Here is a 16,648-nt window from a genome sequence, read left to right on the forward strand (position 1 = left end):
GGGTCAGGTCACCAGGCCCCTGCGGTAGGCGTAGACCACCGCCTGCACGCGGTCGCGCAGGTCGAGCTTGGTGAGGATGCGCGACACGTACGTCTTGACGGTCTCCTGGCTGATCACCAGCGTGGCGGCGATCTCGCTGTTGGACCGGCCGTCGGCGATCAGTCGCAGCACCTCCAGCTCACGCGGCGTCAGCGCGGCGTGCTCCGGCGCGGCCTCGGCGGGGCGGATCCGCGACGCGTACCGGCCGACGAGCTGCCGCGTCACCTCCGGCGCCAGCAGCGCGGCGCCCGCCGCGACGATGCGGATCCCATGCAGCAGCTGCGCCGGCGGGGCGTCCTTGAGCAGGAACCCGCTCGCCCCGGCCCGCAGCGCCTCGTAGACGTACTCGTCCAGGTTGAACGTGGTCACCACGAGCACCTTGACCGGATGCTCCACCCCGGCGCCGGCCAGCAGGCGGGTCGCCTCGATGCCGTCGAGCACCGGCATCCGCACGTCCATCACCACGATGTCGGGGCGCAGCCGGTGGGCGAGATCCACCGCGGTGCGGCCGTCACCACACTCGCCCACCACCTCCAGGTCGGGCTGCCCGTCGATGATCGTCGCGAAGCCGGTGCGGATCAGCGCCTGGTCGTCGCAGACCAGGACCCGGATCGGCACGGTCACGACGGGCTCCCCGCGGGGATGCGGGCCCGTACGAGGAAGCCGCCGCCCGGCCGCCGGTCGGCGCTGAACTCGCCGCCCAGGGCCTCCACCCGTTCGCGGAGCCCGGCCAGACCCCGCCCGCTCCCACCAGGGGAGGCGGCCCCGGGGCCGATGCCGGGGCCGGTGCCGACCTCCACGCTGATCTCCTTCTCGCCATAGCGCACCGAAACCACGGTGGGGCTGCCGCGGGCGTGTTTGAGGGCGTTCGTCAGGGCTTCCTGGACGACCCTATAGGTGACGAACTCGGCGCTGCCCGCCGATTCCGCCGGGGTCCCCTCCTCGGAGAAGTCCACCGGCTGCCCGGCCTGGCGGGTCCGCTCCACGAGGGTGTGGAGCTCACCGGCGGAAGGCATGCCGGCGTCGGTGTCGTGAGGGGCTTTGAGCAGGTCGAGCATGTGCCGCAGGTCGGTGATGGCCCGCCGGCCGGTGTCGGCGACGTTGCCCAGCGCCGCGTCGAAGCGGTCGGGGGCGGCGGCCAGGTAGCGCGCGGCCTCGGCCTGCACGACCATCGCCGTCACGTGGTGGGTGACGACGTCGTGCAGTTCGCGGGCGATCCGGGTGCGTTCGGCGGTGCGCGTGGTCTCGGCGACGTGGCGACGGCGTTCGGCCTCGGCGGCGCGCGTGGAGCGCACCCATGCCCCGATGCCCCACGCGAGGACCAGGGCCAGGTAGAACACCACGTACCCTTCCGGCCTCTCGGTCGCGCCCAGCCGGCCGAGCGCGAGCGCCAGCGGCACGTACGCCATGGACAGGACGACCACGGTGACACGCCGGTGGCGCTCCAGGTGGGCGCCCGCGCTGATGAGCGCGATGAGCATCGCGTTGCTCGCGAACACGTGGTAGGCGCTGAGCTGGTCGAGGACGAAGCCGAGTGACACCAGAGCCAGACTCGCGGCCGGCCACCGCCGGCGCACGGCGAGCGGAAGGCATTCCAGAGCGATCAGCACGAGCGCCGGCGCGTCGAAGGGGCGGGCCGGGAGGTCGCCGACCTGCGTCCCCTTGCCGTGGAGCGCCGGCAGGAGCGACGCGACGGCCAGCAGCAGCCCGAGCGGCAGATCCCTGACCACGACATCACACCGCCGCCACAGGTCGGTGAGCCGTCGTAGATGGGTCATTCGGCGAGCGTAACGGTCGCGCGGCGCCGGAGCGGGACCATGGTGCCGCGCCGATGGGCCATCCACATGAACACGCCCGTCAGCAGCAGGCCGGCCACCACCGCGTACAGGCTCCCCTCCGGCCCGAACTCACCGCCCGTGAGCAGGGCGGGACCCGACGTCACGCCGTGCAGCAACCCCTCCGGCGTCCCGCTGCCCGAGACCTCGGCGCCGAAGATGCCGGCCGCCGCGAAGTTCCAGCCGAAATGCACGCCGATCGGCACCCACAGGGTGCGCGTGGCGGCGTAGGCGGCGGCGAGCATGCCGCCTGCCTCGATCGCGATGGCGATCGCGCCCCACAAGCTGGCATGTTCGTTGAACAGGTGCGACAGGCCGAACAGCACCCCGGTCAGCGCCAGCGCCAGCCACGTTCCCAAGCGTTCCTCGACGATCCTGAACAGGATGCCGCGAAACAGCAGCTCCTCCGTCACCGCGACGGCGGCCATGACGCCGAGCAGCCCGGCCGCACCCGCCGGCGAACCGGAACCGTCGACCCGGTAGCCCCCCACGAGAGCGATGTTGACGATGACGGCCGCGAACAGCGCGACCCCGACCAGCGTCCCTCGTGCGATGCCGCCCGCGGCGCCCTCCGCCGCCACCTCCATCGGCGCCCGACGCTCGGACCACCGCACCACCCGCGCGTACACGAGCACGGCGGCCACGGCCGTCGCCACGCCGAGCAGCAGCGTCAGAAGCGCGTTCCCCTGCACCGCCCCCACGACCGCGTTGCCGGCGAAGGCGACCACCGCGACGGGCACGAGCTGTTTCAACAACCGCATGACGACTCCTTGACGTGGGAGGACTCCGCGACGGCGCGCCGCCGCCACACCGGGAAACGCTAGGGATTCGCCGGTCTGGAATCGTCCCCGCGTGGTGGACACTCGCCGGTAGCTCGCATGGGGGACAAGCCGCACCTGCGATGCGCCGGACGACATCCCCGCGCGCGACGTCACCGCGGATCGCGTACATCTCCGGCGGCATCCGCACCGCCCGGCAGAGCGCGATGATCATGTCCCCCTATCCGACGGGCCGCGCTCGCCCCCCACAGGAGCCACCCTTGACGGACACACCTGACCTACCGCTGAAGCGCTGTGACCGCGCTGTCCACGCGTTTACTCACATTCCCGTAGCCGCCTGCCTGGGAAAGCACCCTCACAACCGCCCGACGGCCGGCGAACTCATGGTGGCCATCGCGCAGTAGAACCGTGGCGGTGTCAAAGCAAGATCTCCACTATGCCTTGGCACGCAGTTCGGCGGCATGTTCGCCAGCGCAGGCTGGGCGGTTCCGCCATGCCGGCGTCCCCTTGGCATCCGGCACGGCGGTGTAGATAACGATGCCTACCGAGGCCCGGGGAGCCTCGCGAACTCCTGGCAGGGGCCCGCACCCTAGACAGTACGCATCACGTGACTCTTGGAGGGTAAGTATGCCCTCAGAAATGTCGGTCCGGTGGAGAAGAATGCAGGGTGGAGGAGGAGAGATGCCCACAGAACCTCAAGGCTCTGACCTGCCCATCCCCCCACCGAACGGGTGCCGATGGTGCGGCGTGGAAGCACGTGACCATCTACAGCGCTGGAAGGAATCCGTGGGTTGGCACCAATGGGTGGAGCCCACCTCGGAACAGCGTAAGGAGCGCATGCGTGCACGTCGGCGACAAACGAAGCCGAATGACGCCGTCAATGGCGCGGTGGTCAGTCTGCTAGTGCCCTGAGCTCGGCGAACATCTCTCTCAGCGCCGGCGGAACATCCTCGGGCTCCTTCAATGCCAACGCGAAATCGTACATCATGTCCGGCTTGCCCTTAGGTCCACGGTCGCTCTGCACACCCAGCATCTCCAGAACCGCTGAGCTGAACTTACCCGCTCCCCGCTTGGAAGCGAACTCGTTGGGAAGCCATTCGCCATCCTTGGGCCAGATCTGGTTCGCCACCTCGGCCCACTGCTCATCGGTGAAAAGTTCCTCGAACTCGTTTATTCCTCGATCCTCGGCGAGGAACTTCACATATTTCGCCACATCCTTGCCGAAGAAGCTTTCCAGGCGCGCCTGCTTGAAGAGGCCCCCTGTCGCGTTCCGGCTGTCCGCATCAATGGCCAGCATGACGGACCTGTTGTGGGCGACCAGATACCGGGCGAGGTGCAGCGCCCCCACGTTGTTGAAGCAGGCCCACAACGCGATGCCGGCGGACTGCAGGGACAACCCTTCGGACAGGCGGAAGAGCAGCGGAAACGCGCGCTGCTCGGTGTCGCCCTCCACGGCCAGGAAGCACCTCTCGTGCAGGAGCACAGAGTTGCGCAGGCCCAGAGCGGCCGCGATCTGCCGGAGGTGTCCGTCGATGGCCTCATGACCATCGGCGCCGAGTCGCTCGACGACCGTACGTCCGTCCTGCAGCTTCAGGTGCACGACATCGGAGATGTCGACCCCGTCGATCAGGTTCATGGAGTGCGTCGCCACCATCACGTTGACGCGGGGCATCGCGCTCTGTTCCTGGATCAGCCGCATGATCTTCCGCTGGTGTCCGTAGTCGAGATGGGTGTCCGGCTCGTCATAGATCACGATGGTGTGGAGCGGTCCCTGCGTCGGCTCTTCGTCCTCCCCCTGGGCCGCCGTCTCGCACTCGCGGCTTTCTTCGGTGAGCAGTTCGCTGGTCCACTCCCAGATGGCCAGCGAGATCCGGCGCGTGCTACCCAGGCCGGACCGGTCCAGGCTGACAGGCTGGCCGGAGGTCCGCGCGATGCGCAGCGGAGCGCCCTGGAATCCGTGAGTGAACGACACTTCTGGCTCGACGAAGACGTCGGTGAGGTCCGGGCAACGCGTCTTGATGTGGTCACACAGCAACTTCGCGTCGGTCCGGAGACGGTCCTTGACGACCGTCTCCAGCGATTGCACCTGCCCCCGCAGGTGGTCATCGTCCATGTGCGTCTGGAAGCGCCCCAACAGCGCGGACCTGACGGCGTCGTCCGGCCTTTCTGACTTGCCGCCGAACGAGAGGACGCGGGGCATGCGCTTGTACAGGGCGGAGGGCGCCGCGACCCAGCCGTGCGAGTCGGAGTTCTCACGCGCGTAGGCGAGGAGAACCTGCTCCAGGTCGCCCCGCCTCGTGCTCGGCGCGCTGAGGCCCAGTTCCTTGGCCAAAGGCTTCAGGTCGGCCACCCTGTACTGCGACAGGTCTCGGAGCCGCTCGTCGCGCGGAACGGGCATCCAGCACTCGAGATGCGAGTCGAGGTCTTCACCCGCCCTCCTGCGGATGAGCACGGTCTCCGGCAGTCCGAAGGTCGCCTGCTCCCCCTCGTCCAGAGTGAACTCTCCCTGGACCTCCGTCGACTCGCATCGAGGTGGATCAGGGAGCGCCGCCTCCCCCGGTCCGCTGGGCATGTCGTACGTGCGGTCTTCCTCGGTCAGCTTGTACGTCCCGACGAGGAAGCCCAGCGCGGCCAGCACGGCGCTCTTTCCGCCGTCATTGTGCCCGGCGAGGATGGTAGGGGCACTAATAGGAATATCTCGGACATCACTGAGCGAACGAAATCCGCTAACCGTGAAGCTGTTCAGTCGCACCGGATTCGGCCGCTCCGTTCTCTACGTTGAGGAGGCCGGGCCCTCTCACGAGCCGCACGCCCGCTGAGTGGACGCTGCCCCAACGTTCACGACACTTCCCCCGCGTCCCAGAGACCCCATCGTAGAACCTTCTCGGCAACCCCTGAGGGCTCTTCTTCTGACATGGCGCGGAGTGTGCGACCGAATCGGGACATGATTGGTCTGTGGCAGACGGGGGCCGACGTTTAGACTCTCGGCTTCGGCGAGAAAGCTGAGGTGGGCGTGGAGGCCGGAAACAAGCGCTGGGTGGAGGTCACGCCGTCCGAGTATGCCCATGAGCAGGGCGGGCTGGCCGCGATCCGCGAGCTGCTGCCCGACACCGACCCCTACCGCGCCTGGTCGAACTTCACGTTCACCACGCGGAGCGGGCGTCAGTACGAGGTGGACCTGCTGGTCATCGGGCGTGCGGGCATCTATCTCCTGGAGCTCAAGCACTGGTCGGGGACGATCAGCGGTGATCACCAGACCTGGTTCCACAACCGGCGCCCGGAGGACAACCCGCGGCTTCTCACCGACCTCAAGGCCAAGCACTTCAAACAGCTTCTCGTCGACGTCTCGGGCGCGACCCGCGTTCCCTTCGTGCACGCGGGGGTCGTGCTCCACCAGCCGGGCGCGCAGGTCCAGCTCACCGACCGGGGCAGGGCCGGGGTCTACCGGATCGACGGGCAGGGCCCGGCGGGTCTGGAGGAACTGCTCGCCGACCTGGTCGCCCGCCCGCCGCGCGACAGCCGGGACCTGGTCGATCGCCAGCGATCCGTACAGCTCGCCAAGGTGATCGAACGGGCGGGCGTGCGGCGCAGCGTCAGGCATCGCACCGTGGGCAACCTGCTGCTGGACGACAACCCGCTCGCCGAGGGGCCCGGCTGGCAGGACTACCTGGCCAGGCACACCGCGCTCGACCGGGTGCGGCGCGTGCGGTTCTACATCCGCAACGCCCGTGCGTCCGACGAGGAGAAGATGGCGAGCCTGCGGGCCGCCCGCCGGGAGTTCGGCATCCTGGAGAACGTCAGCCACCCGGGCATCGGGCAGGCCATCGAGTTCTACGAGCACGAGCGCGGGCCGGCCGTGGTGTTCGCGCACGACCCGTCCGAGGTCCGGCTCGACCACTTCCTGGCCGCCAGGCCCAACGGCCTCACCATCGAGAACCAGCTCGACCTGGTCCGGGCGCTGGCCGACACACTGGGCTACGCGCACCGGCGCAAGCTGGTCCACCGGCGGCTCAGCCCCCGGTCGGTGTTCGTCCGCCCGATGGCGCAGGAAAGGCTGGGCGTCCGGGTCCGCGACTGGCACACCGCCCTGCGCATGCCCCCGGCCACGCAGGGGTCGTACGTGCCGGGCACCCGCACGCTGGAGGACCTCACCGATACCGGCGTGCGCGGCTTCCTCGCCCCGGAGACCCTGCACAAGCAGGACGCCGACCCGGTGCTGGCCGACGTGTTCGGCCTCGGCGCGCTCGCGTACATGATCTTCACCGGGTTGCCTCCCGCGGACAGCGGCGAGGCGTTGCAGCAGATCCTCGCCCAGTCGGGCGGCCTGGACATCAGCGCGGCCATGGACGGCGCGCCGCAGGCCATGGTGAACCTCGTCAGGGAGGCGACGGCCGGGGACACCGACCTTCGCCTGCAGTCGGTCGGCGACTTCGTCCGCGAGTTCACCAAGCTCGTCGCCGAGCTGTCCCAGCCCGAGGAGGCGGCCGAGCGGGTCGACCCGTTCGACGCCAAGCCCGGCCAGCGCATCGGCACCGACGACGAGCCCACGCGGTTCGAGGTGCTGCAACGGCTGGACCAGGGCTCGACGGCGCTCGCGCTGCTCGTCCGCGACGAGCGGCGTCTGCCAGGCCACGACGCCAACCGCGACACCGTCCGTGGCGAGTCCCGCGAGGTCGCGCCGAAGCGGGCTGAAGCGGTGCTGAAGGTCGCGCTGGACGAGGACGCCGCGCGGCGCCGGCTGCTCGACGAGGCCGAGGTGCTGCCGCAGGCCCGCGACACCCGGATCGCCCAGCTCCTCGAAGGCCCGCTCGTCGTCGGGGGCCGTACGGCGCTGCTGCTGGAGGACGCCGGGCGCGAGAGCCTCGCGGCGATGATCAAGCGAGAGGGACGGCTGTCCCTGGACCTGCTGGAGCGCTGGGGCAAGGACCTGCTGGAGATCCTGGTCTCCCTGGACCTGGCCGGGGTGAACCACCGGGACATCAAGCCGGACAACCTGGCGTTCCGCGAGCTGGGCAAGAGCCGTCAGGTCCACCTCACCTTGTTCGACTTCTCGCTTTCCCGCGCTCCCCTGGAGCACACGGGCGTGGGCACGGCGCCCTACCTCGACCCGTTCTTCGACCGGATCCACCGCCCGCGCTTCGACGCGGCGGCGGAGAGGTACGCGGCGGCGGTCACGCTGTACGAGATGGCCACGGGCCAGACCCCCGAGTACGGCGAGGGCAACCGCAGCCACCCGGCCGTGATCAGCAGCGATGTGACGATCGACCCTGCGCTGTTCGAGCCGACCGTCGGCGAGGGCCTGTCACGCTTCTTCGCGAAGGCGCTGGCCCGCGATCCGAAGAGTCGCCACGACACGATCGAGAGCATGCACACGGAGTGGCGGTCGATCTTCGCGGCCGTGCCTCCCGCGGCGGGTGACGTCCCCGCGCCCGGCGCCGCCGAGCCGGTGGCCGGTGAGGAACTGGACGAGCGGGCCGCCGCCGCCACCTTGGAGACCCCGATAGCCGCCGCCGGGCTGACTCCCCGCGCCGTGGACGCCTTGCACCGCGTGGATGTCCGCACTGTGGCGGACCTGCTCGCCCGTTCTCCGTTCGACATCGCCCGCCTGTCGGGAGTGTCGGAGCCGACGCGCCGCGAGGTCCGCCGCCGCGCCAAGCAGTGGCGTGCCCGCCTGCGGCCCGGGGAGACGGCCACCCCGCCGACCGAGCCGATCGACGTCCCCCTGCACAGCGTCGATGGCGTCCTCACCTCCCTCCTGCCGAAAACCGGCAGGGCGGACTCGTCCGCGTCGGCGGTGATGCGCACCTATCTCGGTTTCGCGGGCGACCATGGCCTGCTGATATGGCCGACCCAGGCGGAGATCGCGCAGCTCCACGGCGTCACCGCGGGTCGCGTCGGGCAGATCGCGCCGCAGACCCGCAAGAGCTGGCCGCGCAACCGGGCGCTGACCGAGGTGCGGACGGAGATCGTCGACCTGGTGTCCCAGGCGGGCGGGGTCGTCGCCGCGTCCGACGTGGCGGAGTCGCTGCTGACCGCGCGGGGGTCGCTCACGGACGGGCGTGAGCGGCTGAGCCGGGCGCTCGGTCTGGTCCGCGCCGTCGTGGACGTCGAGGGCGACCGCGGAGCCGAGGCCCGGCTGCTGACGCGGCGCTGCTTCGGCACGGTCATCCTCGCCCTGGAGGTCCCCGACAACCCGGAGGCCGTCCCCGGCACCGACCTGCTCGACTACGCGGTCCGCCTCGGACGGGCCGCCGACAAGCTCGCCGCCGAGGAGTCGCTGCCGTCCGCGGCGCACTGCGAGGCGCGACTCCGTGAGGTACGGCTCGCGCCGGGCATGGCCCCCCTGTCCCCCGTACGGCTGGCCGCGCTGGCCGCCGCCGCGTCGGAGCGAGCCGCCGCCAACGGACGCGGCGAGGTCTACCCGGCCGGCCTGGACCCAGTGCGGGCGCTGCGCCAGCTCGCCTCGTCGCTGGCCGTCGTCCGGCACGGGCTCGACGTCGACCAGCTCAGGGCTCGCGTCCGGGCCAGGTACCCGCAGGTGGGCGAGCTTCCCGACCGGCCCAGGCTCGACGCCCTGCTGCGCGTGGCCGAGGTGCCGCTGGTCTTCAGCGACGGCCGCTACCTGCCGCGCGACCGCGCGTCGAGCGGCCTCGCCACCGGCCACGGCCAGACCTCGGTCACACGACTCGGAGGAGTCGGCAGGGACCGGAATCTGGCCGCCTTCGAGCAACGCCTGACCCGGTCGATCGCCGAACACGCCTTCGTCACCCTCGCCGTCGACTGGCGCTTCCACGCGCGGGCCGCGGCGGCTCTGGCCGAGCGATTCGGGGTCACGCCGGTCGACGTCACGGCCGACCTGCTGGCCGCCATGCGGCGGGAGGCGGAGGAGCACCAGGTGGACTGGTCGCTCGTACTGCGCAGCGACCGCCCGGACGCCGCGCCCCAGGACGCCGCCAACCTGCGGACTCTCGTCGCGATGGCGGCGGCGTCCCTGGAGTCGCGGCTGGAGGCCGAGACCCGTCCGTTGCTGATCGTCGAGGCCGCCCCGCTGGCCCGTTACGACCGGCTCGCGGTGCTGGAGCGCCTCGCCGACCAGGCGACGGCCCGCCCCGCAGCCCGCTGGCTGCTCCTCCCGGTCGAACAGGACGGCGTTCCGTCCATCGACGGCCGGCCTGCGCCCGGCGCGCTCGGAGCATTACGGCTCTCGACCACCTGGATCACCCGGCCTCGCGACGAGGCCGTCTCCTGACCCGTCGCCGGGCGCACCTCTGCAAGAACCCGGTCCTAGCGGGCCGGATTCACGGGTCCGACTCGCGAGGGCGGGAACGGCCCGGCTCCGGTGCCGCCTCGGTCCGGGCGGTGGCGATGTCGCGGACGGCCGAGGCGACGGCGTCGGCGCCCCGGGCCCCGACGGGCAGAGCACCTGGTTCCCTTACGAGGAACGAGGCTTCGCCGTCGCGGGGCGCGCCGGCCACGGTGACGGTCGCGATCAGGCGTCCGCCGCCATACACATCCAGCTCGGGCGGCAGCACCTCGGGCTTGCGATACCACCCCTCCATGCCGAGGCGCAGTCGTTCGACGGGACGGCAGCGTAGACCGAGGGGCTCCAGTTGTTTGGCGAGGCCACCGAGCGCACCCCGATGCCTATCGACCTGACGCTCGGGCATCCCGAACAGCGACCCGGCGATCACGCCTGCCACCACCCGCCGACCGACGTCACCGGACCACCGATGCCGTGCGCGGCCACGGGTCTACCGGCCGCCGGGTCCCCGATGGCCCGGACCTGGCCAGCCGGGCGCTGACCCGTTCGCATCCGGCTCGCCAGGGCCTGGCTGGTCCGCGCCTGGCTCTTCCGGTGCGGACGCGCCTCGGCTTGGCGCATGAGGGCGCGCAGCTCGTCCGGGTCCGACGCCTCCACCAACCGCTCGGCGACGGTGTTCACACAGGCGATCGCGTAGAAGCGGCGGTAGTACGAACCGTACAGCACCAGCCAGCCGGGTTCGAGCAGGTCGAGCTGAGCGGCGCTGGCCTTCTGGGCGGTGTCCCACTCACGCCGGTCGGGAACGGTCGCCGCCAGGCCGTGACGGTGCCGGCCGGTGGACGGGCGGCGCGTCCGGGCCGGGCGGCCGGAACGCTGCGGGGAATCCGAACGGGCCGAACCGCATGGACGGTCGGACGGCTGGGCGCGGCCGGAGGGGTCCCGGTGGTGGGTCTCCGTGCCGGTCACCGGGAGGTCTCCCGGAGCCGAGGACGTCCACTGCTCGTGGGGGGCTCGCGGTGGGGCATGAATCGCACTCCTGATCGGATCGGGACCGAGTTTCAGAACTGGCGCTCTGTAATTGGTCCATCATTTAGAGTTACCTTGAGGCTCGTGGTAGGTCCCGTCCGGAGCAAGAGCTGATCTACTTCGGTGATCGGCTGGCGATTCCGGCGTCCCCCGGAGGTGAAACGGCATGCCCGCACCACGTAAGAGCACGGACCGATACAGGTCGATGGCGCACTATTTCGGGGCGCTCATCCGCGACCTACGCGATTCGTACGAACTGCGCGTCGGCGAGCCGCTGACCGTCGCCCAACTGTCCATCAGAACGGGCTACTCGCCCTCGATGCTGGGCGCGATCGAACGCGGCGAAAGCCTCCCGGAGTCCGGCCTGCGCGTGCAATCCATCGACGACGCCCTACACGCGGACGGCCAGCTGAAAACCCTGTGGCCCGTGGTGCAACGCCTCGGACATTGCCCCATCGACGACCTGGCGTCCACGACAAACCGGGCTACCGAGAGTTACCGTGAAAACGGCAGCAGCACACTCCTTCACGGAGACGATATGGAACGCCGACACCTATTTCAGCTGGCCACACTTGGACTATTGGCCCAGGCTCCGATCTTCGGCGCCGGTGAGCCGATTCGCCAGCTCCTCGAACAGTCCCTCCAAACGTCCGAAGGCCACACCATCGATGACTGGGAGGCCGTCTGTGCCCATCACCTCTACGCCGTCAACAACCAGCCGCCCGCGAAAGTGCGTGACGATCTCCTGGTAGACCTACTCGCCGTCCAGCGGTCGCTCGCCAACGCGACCCCCGCACAGGCCGGCGAACTCCACCGAATCACGGCCTGGCTTTCGTGTCTTCAGGGCAACCTCCTGACCCGGCTGGGTGAGTACGGAGCGGCCAGGCGCTGGTGGACGACCGCCCGTCACGCCGCCGACGCCTCGCCCGATCGAGACATGCAGGTGTGGGTTCGTGGCAGCGAAGCCGTCTTCGGGCTCTACACCCCACGCGCCACGGAGTCGATACTCCTTCTTTCCCGCAAAGCTCAGCAGCTCGCCGGCGAGCGTGTCACCCCCGGGCTCATCGGAGCAGTCTGCGCGGAAGCACAAGCACTCGCTGTCAGCGGTCATCGAGAAAAGGCCCTCGAACGCCTGAATCGTCTCCATGAACTGGCCGGACGATCCGTCAACCGGCAAGAGTTCGGCTGGAACCCCGGCTCCATGTGGTTCACCACATCTTGGGTCCACTCCTTCAGCGGCACCAGCGAAGCAGCTCGTGAGGCACGTGACAGGGCTGCCTCCTCAATGGGATACCAAGACCAGGCGAACGTGCGCCTGCACGAGGCCATCCATCTCAGCAACGAAGGCGGCCACAACGAGGGCCTCCAGCTTGCCGCGCAGGTCATCGCTACGCTTGAACCTACCTACCTCACTCACATGATCCTTCACACGGCCCGCATGGTCCTCGACACGGTCCCAATCGAGAAGCGCGCCGACCTGCCCGCCCTCGGCGACTATCGAAGCGCTCTGGACGCTCCGGTTCCCAACTGACCGAACGAGTGTTCGGACCGGAGACACAAGACCGCAGAGCGCATGAGTAGCTGGACGCCGGTCGGCCTGAGCGAAGACCATCCCGTTGCGCCAGGTATAGGGGCCGACCGATATCAGGATCCATGCACGCCCAAACGAACTCAGGGCATCGCACACACTCAGACATGCCGAAATTGGGTGATAACGGCTCAAGCCTCACATTCGAGAATTCGAGCGTCAGTGCGATAACGTCGGCCCTGTCACGTCACGTGGTAGTTGAGCTTTCATTCATGTATCAATCTGGAAATACCCGCTGGTCACAGGCGCTGGTAAGGCAAGATTCTGGCTTCGAGTCTTGAGCTTCCGGTGCGTTTCTCTGGTCGGTCCTGAGTGCGTACCGCCTGACGAGGGGTATTCGCCGATGTCTGTGGTCTCTGCGGAGATGTTGAAGGATCTTCAGAGACAGGCTCGTCTCCTGGAAGCCGATCTGCGGGCACAGGCCGAGGAGCGCGAGGAGATCGGCGAACGACTCCGGGAGATGCACGCCAAGGCCACGTCCATCGGCCGCACCGCCGAGACCTGGAACTCCTGGCTCACCGCGCAGGCCGCGCAGGCCGCCAGCTCGTGGGTGCTCGCCTGCGTCTTCGTCCGCTTCTGCGAGGACAACGACCTGACCGCGCACCGCTGGATCGCCTCCGCCGACTACGACTCCGATGCGTCGACCACTGACAACGCGACCGGCCGGCACACCATCGACAACGGGACCGACTGGCACACCACGAACAACGAGGCCGGTGGACCGGCCACAGACCATCGAGTAAGCGGGCCGGCTACCGACAACGGGATAGGTGGGGCCACCAACAACGGGATGGGTGGGCCGACTACCGACAACGAGGTGGGCGGGCCGACGATTGACACCGCGTCGGGTAGGGCGACCACGGCCGCCGCCGACGCCGAGGAAGCCTGGATCGCGGCCAACCCCCGGCTGTCCTCCCGCGAGTGGTTACGCGAGGCGTTCAGATGGCTCCGCTCCACCCGCGCCGGCCACGGCCTCTTCCCCGACACCGACTTCGTCTGGTGGTGGGACATCTCCGCCGACGCCGCCGACGCCCTCATAGCCAACTTCCGCCGCCGCGACCCCTCCGGCATAGGACTCGCCCTCCCCTTCCACTCCCCCACCCTGGACACCCGCTTCCTCGGCGACCTCTACCAGGACCTCTCCGAAGACATCCGCAAACGCTACGCCCTACTACAAACCCCAGAGTTCGTCGAAGAATTCATCCTCGACCTAACCCTCACCCCAGCCCTGGACGACTTCGGCCTCGAGGGCTTCAAACTCATAGACCCAACTTGCGGCTCCGGCCACTTCCTCCTAGGCGCCTTCGGCCGTCTCCTGGATGCCTGGACAGAGCACGCCCCTGGCTTAGACCCTCGCGTCCGTGTTCAAAAGGTGCTCGACAGTATCCACGGCGTCGACATCAACCCAGCAGCCACGGCCATCACCAAGTTTCGCCTGACGGCAGCCGCGCTAAAAGCCTGCGAAATCACCAGCCTAGACGTTCCAGAAGCTCCCGCCCTCCAACTGCGCATCGGCACCGGAGACTCTCTAATCTACGGCGGGGATGGTGGTCGTCAACTGACCCTCGACGACGCCGACCCTCTCAGCGATCACCAGTACGCCTGGGAAGACCTACACCACTATCTCGGCATCCTGCACTACAACCAGTACCAGGTGGTGGTCGGCAACCCGCCTTACATCACCGTTAAAGATAAGGCGCTGAACATTGTATACCGGGACCGCTACGCATACTGCGCAGGCAAGTATGCACTGTCCGTGCCTTTCGCCGAGCTATTTTTCCGGCTGGCAATACAAGACGATCGGCGCCCTGGCTATGTAGGGCAGATTACATCCAACTCCTTCATGAAACGCGAGTTCGGCAGAAAGCTCATAGAGGAGTTTCTTCGAAACAAGGTCGATCTGACTCATGTCGTCGACACCTCCGGCGCCTTTATTCCCGGCCACGGCACCCCCACTGTGATCCTCGCTGGCAAGAACAGAGATCGGAACCGACTCTCCACAGTCCGAGGGGTTCTCGGCGTGCGTGGCGAGCCTTCCCAACCCACGGAACCAGCGAAGGGCCTTGTCTGGCGATCCATTGTAGAAAATACGGGTAACCTAGGCGACCCGCCAGTCGAGACTGAATTCGTCTCAATCAGGGACCTTCAGCGCACTCAGCTTGAGAGCTACCCTTGGTCTCTGTCCGGCGGTGGAGCATCAGCCCTCATGACGCAAGTAAATACGAGGGAATCGACTCTCCTGGGAGACACGGCGCAGGCAACTGGATTCGTGGCGATTACAGCCGAAGATGACGCATTCTTTGCGCCTCAAGATCTAGCTGGCCGTCACAGAGAGGTCGGCCAGCTACGACCAATGGTCGAGGGCGATCAAGTTCGAAACTACGCAATTGAGTTATCCACATGGACAATCTGGCCCTATGACGACTGCCTAAATCCTAAGGATATTGCACAGAATGCTGGGCTAGAAAAATGGTTCTGGCCAAACCGTAGAATTCTGCAGAGACGGAAGCGTTTTGGGCGACCCGTGGAGGAGATCCACACACTGAGATGGTATGAGTTCGGAGAGCTATATCGCGAAAAGTTGACAACACCCCTGTCACTTACTTTTGCCTTCGTGGCTACGCACAATCAGTTCGCGCTCGATCGAGGCGGGAAGGTATTCAAGCAGTCAGCTCCAGTGATCAAACTCCCGGATAGGGCGACCGAGGATGACTATCTACGACTCCTAGGCGTACTCAATTCCTCCACTGCCTGCTTTTGGCTCAAACAGGTTTGCCACGATAAGGGATCTCAGGGCGTCAACGAGGGGTTCAAGTCTCAGGCATGGGAACGCTTCTACGAGTTCACCGGGACAAAACTACAAGACTTTCCACTGCCTACTAATGCATCGTCAACGCGAGCACGACTGCTTGATTCCCTGGCTCAGGCATTGGCCTTAGTTGCTTCGTATGACATCTCCACGCGAATGGCCCCAACACTGGTCTGGCTAACTGAGGCACATAGGCGCTACATAGACATCCGAGCCCAGATGATCTCGATACAAGAAGAACTGGACTGGGAGATCTATCAGCTCTACGCCATCCTAAATGAGGAGCTCACGTACAACGGAGATGATCTCCCCAAATTGAATCTCGGCGAGCGCGCCTTCGAAATCGCTCTGGCTCGCAAGATGGCAGCCGAGGAAGTTGAGACACAGTGGTTCAAGCGGCACGGGTCCGTCCCGATCACCGAGCTACCCGCGCACTGGCCACAGGTGTACAAAGACATAGTGAACCGACGGATCGAGATGATCGGGAGCCATCCGTTGCTTCACCTCATCGAACGCGCCGAGTGCAAGCGCCGCTGGGCGGCTGAGCCGTACGAGAAGAAGCAGGCCGAGGCCCTTCGGTCCTGGATGTTGGATCGACTGGAGGGAGAACACCTCTGGATCGACGGTGAGGATCCGCGTACAGTTTCGGTGGCGCAGCTTGCGGATCTTGTGCGTACCGATGCAGACTTCCGGCAGGTTATGGAGCTGTACCTCAATCGGCCGGACTACGACATGACCGCCGAGTTGGGCAAGCTGCTGAAGGACGAGCACGTCCCCTACCTCGCCGCCTATCGCTACAAGGACTCCGGCCTGCTCAAGCGCAAGGACTGGGAAGGGGTCTGGGACCTTCAGCGTCGTGAGGACGCTGGTGAGAAGGTCACGATCAACGTGCCGCCCAAGTACGCCAGCGCCGACTTCAAAAACGCAAGCTATTGGAAGCACCGGGGCAAGCTAGACGTCCCGAAAGAGCGGTTCATCGGGTACCCGAACGCCGAGCGCGACGGTGACCCGACCCCCGTGTACGGCTGGGCGGGCTGGGACCACCTGGCGCAAGCGAGAGCGCTGGCCGACCTTCTGGTGGACCGGGCCTACGAAACCGACCGGGCGACCCCGCTGCTGGCCGGGATCGCTGAGCTGGAGCCCTGGCTGCACCAGTGGCACGGCGAGTACGACGCCAAGTACAGCGGCAGCCCGGCCGCGTACCTCACCGATTTCCTCAACACCGAACTGCAGCGCCACGGCGTGACCCGTGAGCAGCTCAAGGCATGGCGTCCCCCGGCGGCGGGGCGTGGGCGCAAGAAGGGGGCCTGA

The 16,648-nt window shown here is 67.6% G+C and carries 9 protein-coding genes; 3 read left to right on the top strand and 6 right to left on the bottom strand.

The annotated features are described in order from the left end of the window. Window positions 1-3 precede the first annotated feature (3 nt). The 4 genes from BJ982_RS33315 to BJ982_RS33330 all read right to left on the bottom strand — a co-directional run bounded on the left by BJ982_RS33315 (window position 4) and on the right by BJ982_RS33330 (window position 5,405). Entirely contained in the window at window positions 4-663 is a 660-nt protein-coding gene (locus BJ982_RS33315; protein WP_184886671.1) for a response regulator, read from the bottom strand. Further along, window positions 660-1,817 (bottom strand): sensor histidine kinase, encoded by a 1,158-nt coding sequence (locus BJ982_RS33320; RefSeq protein ID WP_184886673.1) that lies wholly within the window; start codon window positions 1,815-1,817, stop codon window positions 660-662. The genes BJ982_RS33315 and BJ982_RS33320 overlap by 4 nt, the downstream gene beginning before the upstream one ends. Beyond that, window positions 1,814-2,635, bottom strand: a complete 822-nt coding sequence (locus BJ982_RS33325) for a CPBP family intramembrane glutamic endopeptidase (protein WP_184886675.1) — start codon at window positions 2,633-2,635, stop codon at window positions 1,814-1,816. Before BJ982_RS33325 ends, BJ982_RS33320 begins: the two co-directional genes overlap by 4 nt. Before the next feature lie 910 nt (window positions 2,636-3,545). Then, a complete protein-coding gene (locus BJ982_RS33330) occupies window positions 3,546-5,405 on the bottom strand; it encodes an ATP-dependent nuclease (protein ID WP_184886677.1) in 1,860 nt (619 codons plus the stop codon). 261 nt (window positions 5,406-5,666) lie between these two features. Between BJ982_RS33330 and pglW the strand changes: the two genes are divergently transcribed. After that, complete coding sequence (pglW, locus tag BJ982_RS33335) at window positions 5,667-9,902, top strand: BREX system serine/threonine kinase PglW (protein ID WP_184886679.1); 4,236 nt, start codon at window positions 5,667-5,669, stop codon at window positions 9,900-9,902. Window positions 9,903-9,951: 49 nt separating this feature from the next. Here pglW and BJ982_RS33340 read toward each other — a convergent pair whose 3' ends face one another. Continuing rightward, window positions 9,952-10,344, bottom strand: a complete 393-nt coding sequence (locus BJ982_RS33340) for a hypothetical protein (protein WP_184886681.1) — start codon at window positions 10,342-10,344, stop codon at window positions 9,952-9,954. Next, a complete protein-coding gene (locus BJ982_RS33345; protein ID WP_184886683.1) occupies window positions 10,341-10,880 on the bottom strand; it encodes a hypothetical protein in 540 nt (179 codons plus the stop codon). The genes BJ982_RS33340 and BJ982_RS33345 overlap by 4 nt, the downstream gene beginning before the upstream one ends. Before the next feature lie 265 nt (window positions 10,881-11,145). On the opposite strand from BJ982_RS33345, the gene BJ982_RS33350 reads away from it, so the two are divergent. Together BJ982_RS33350 and pglX are read left to right on the top strand one after the other, a co-directional pair. After that, window positions 11,146-12,471: a helix-turn-helix domain-containing protein gene (locus BJ982_RS33350; protein WP_184886685.1), complete on the top strand. Its 1,326-nt coding sequence runs from the start codon at window positions 11,146-11,148 to the stop codon at window positions 12,469-12,471. 400 nt (window positions 12,472-12,871) lie between these two features. After that, window positions 12,872-16,648, top strand: coding sequence for a BREX-2 system adenine-specific DNA-methyltransferase PglX (gene pglX / locus BJ982_RS33355; protein WP_203958967.1), 3,777 nt, complete (start codon window positions 12,872-12,874; stop codon window positions 16,646-16,648).

Source organism: Sphaerisporangium siamense, from assembly GCF_014205275.1.
In the GTDB taxonomy this organism is placed as follows: domain Bacteria; phylum Actinomycetota; class Actinomycetes; order Streptosporangiales; family Streptosporangiaceae; genus Sphaerisporangium; species Sphaerisporangium siamense.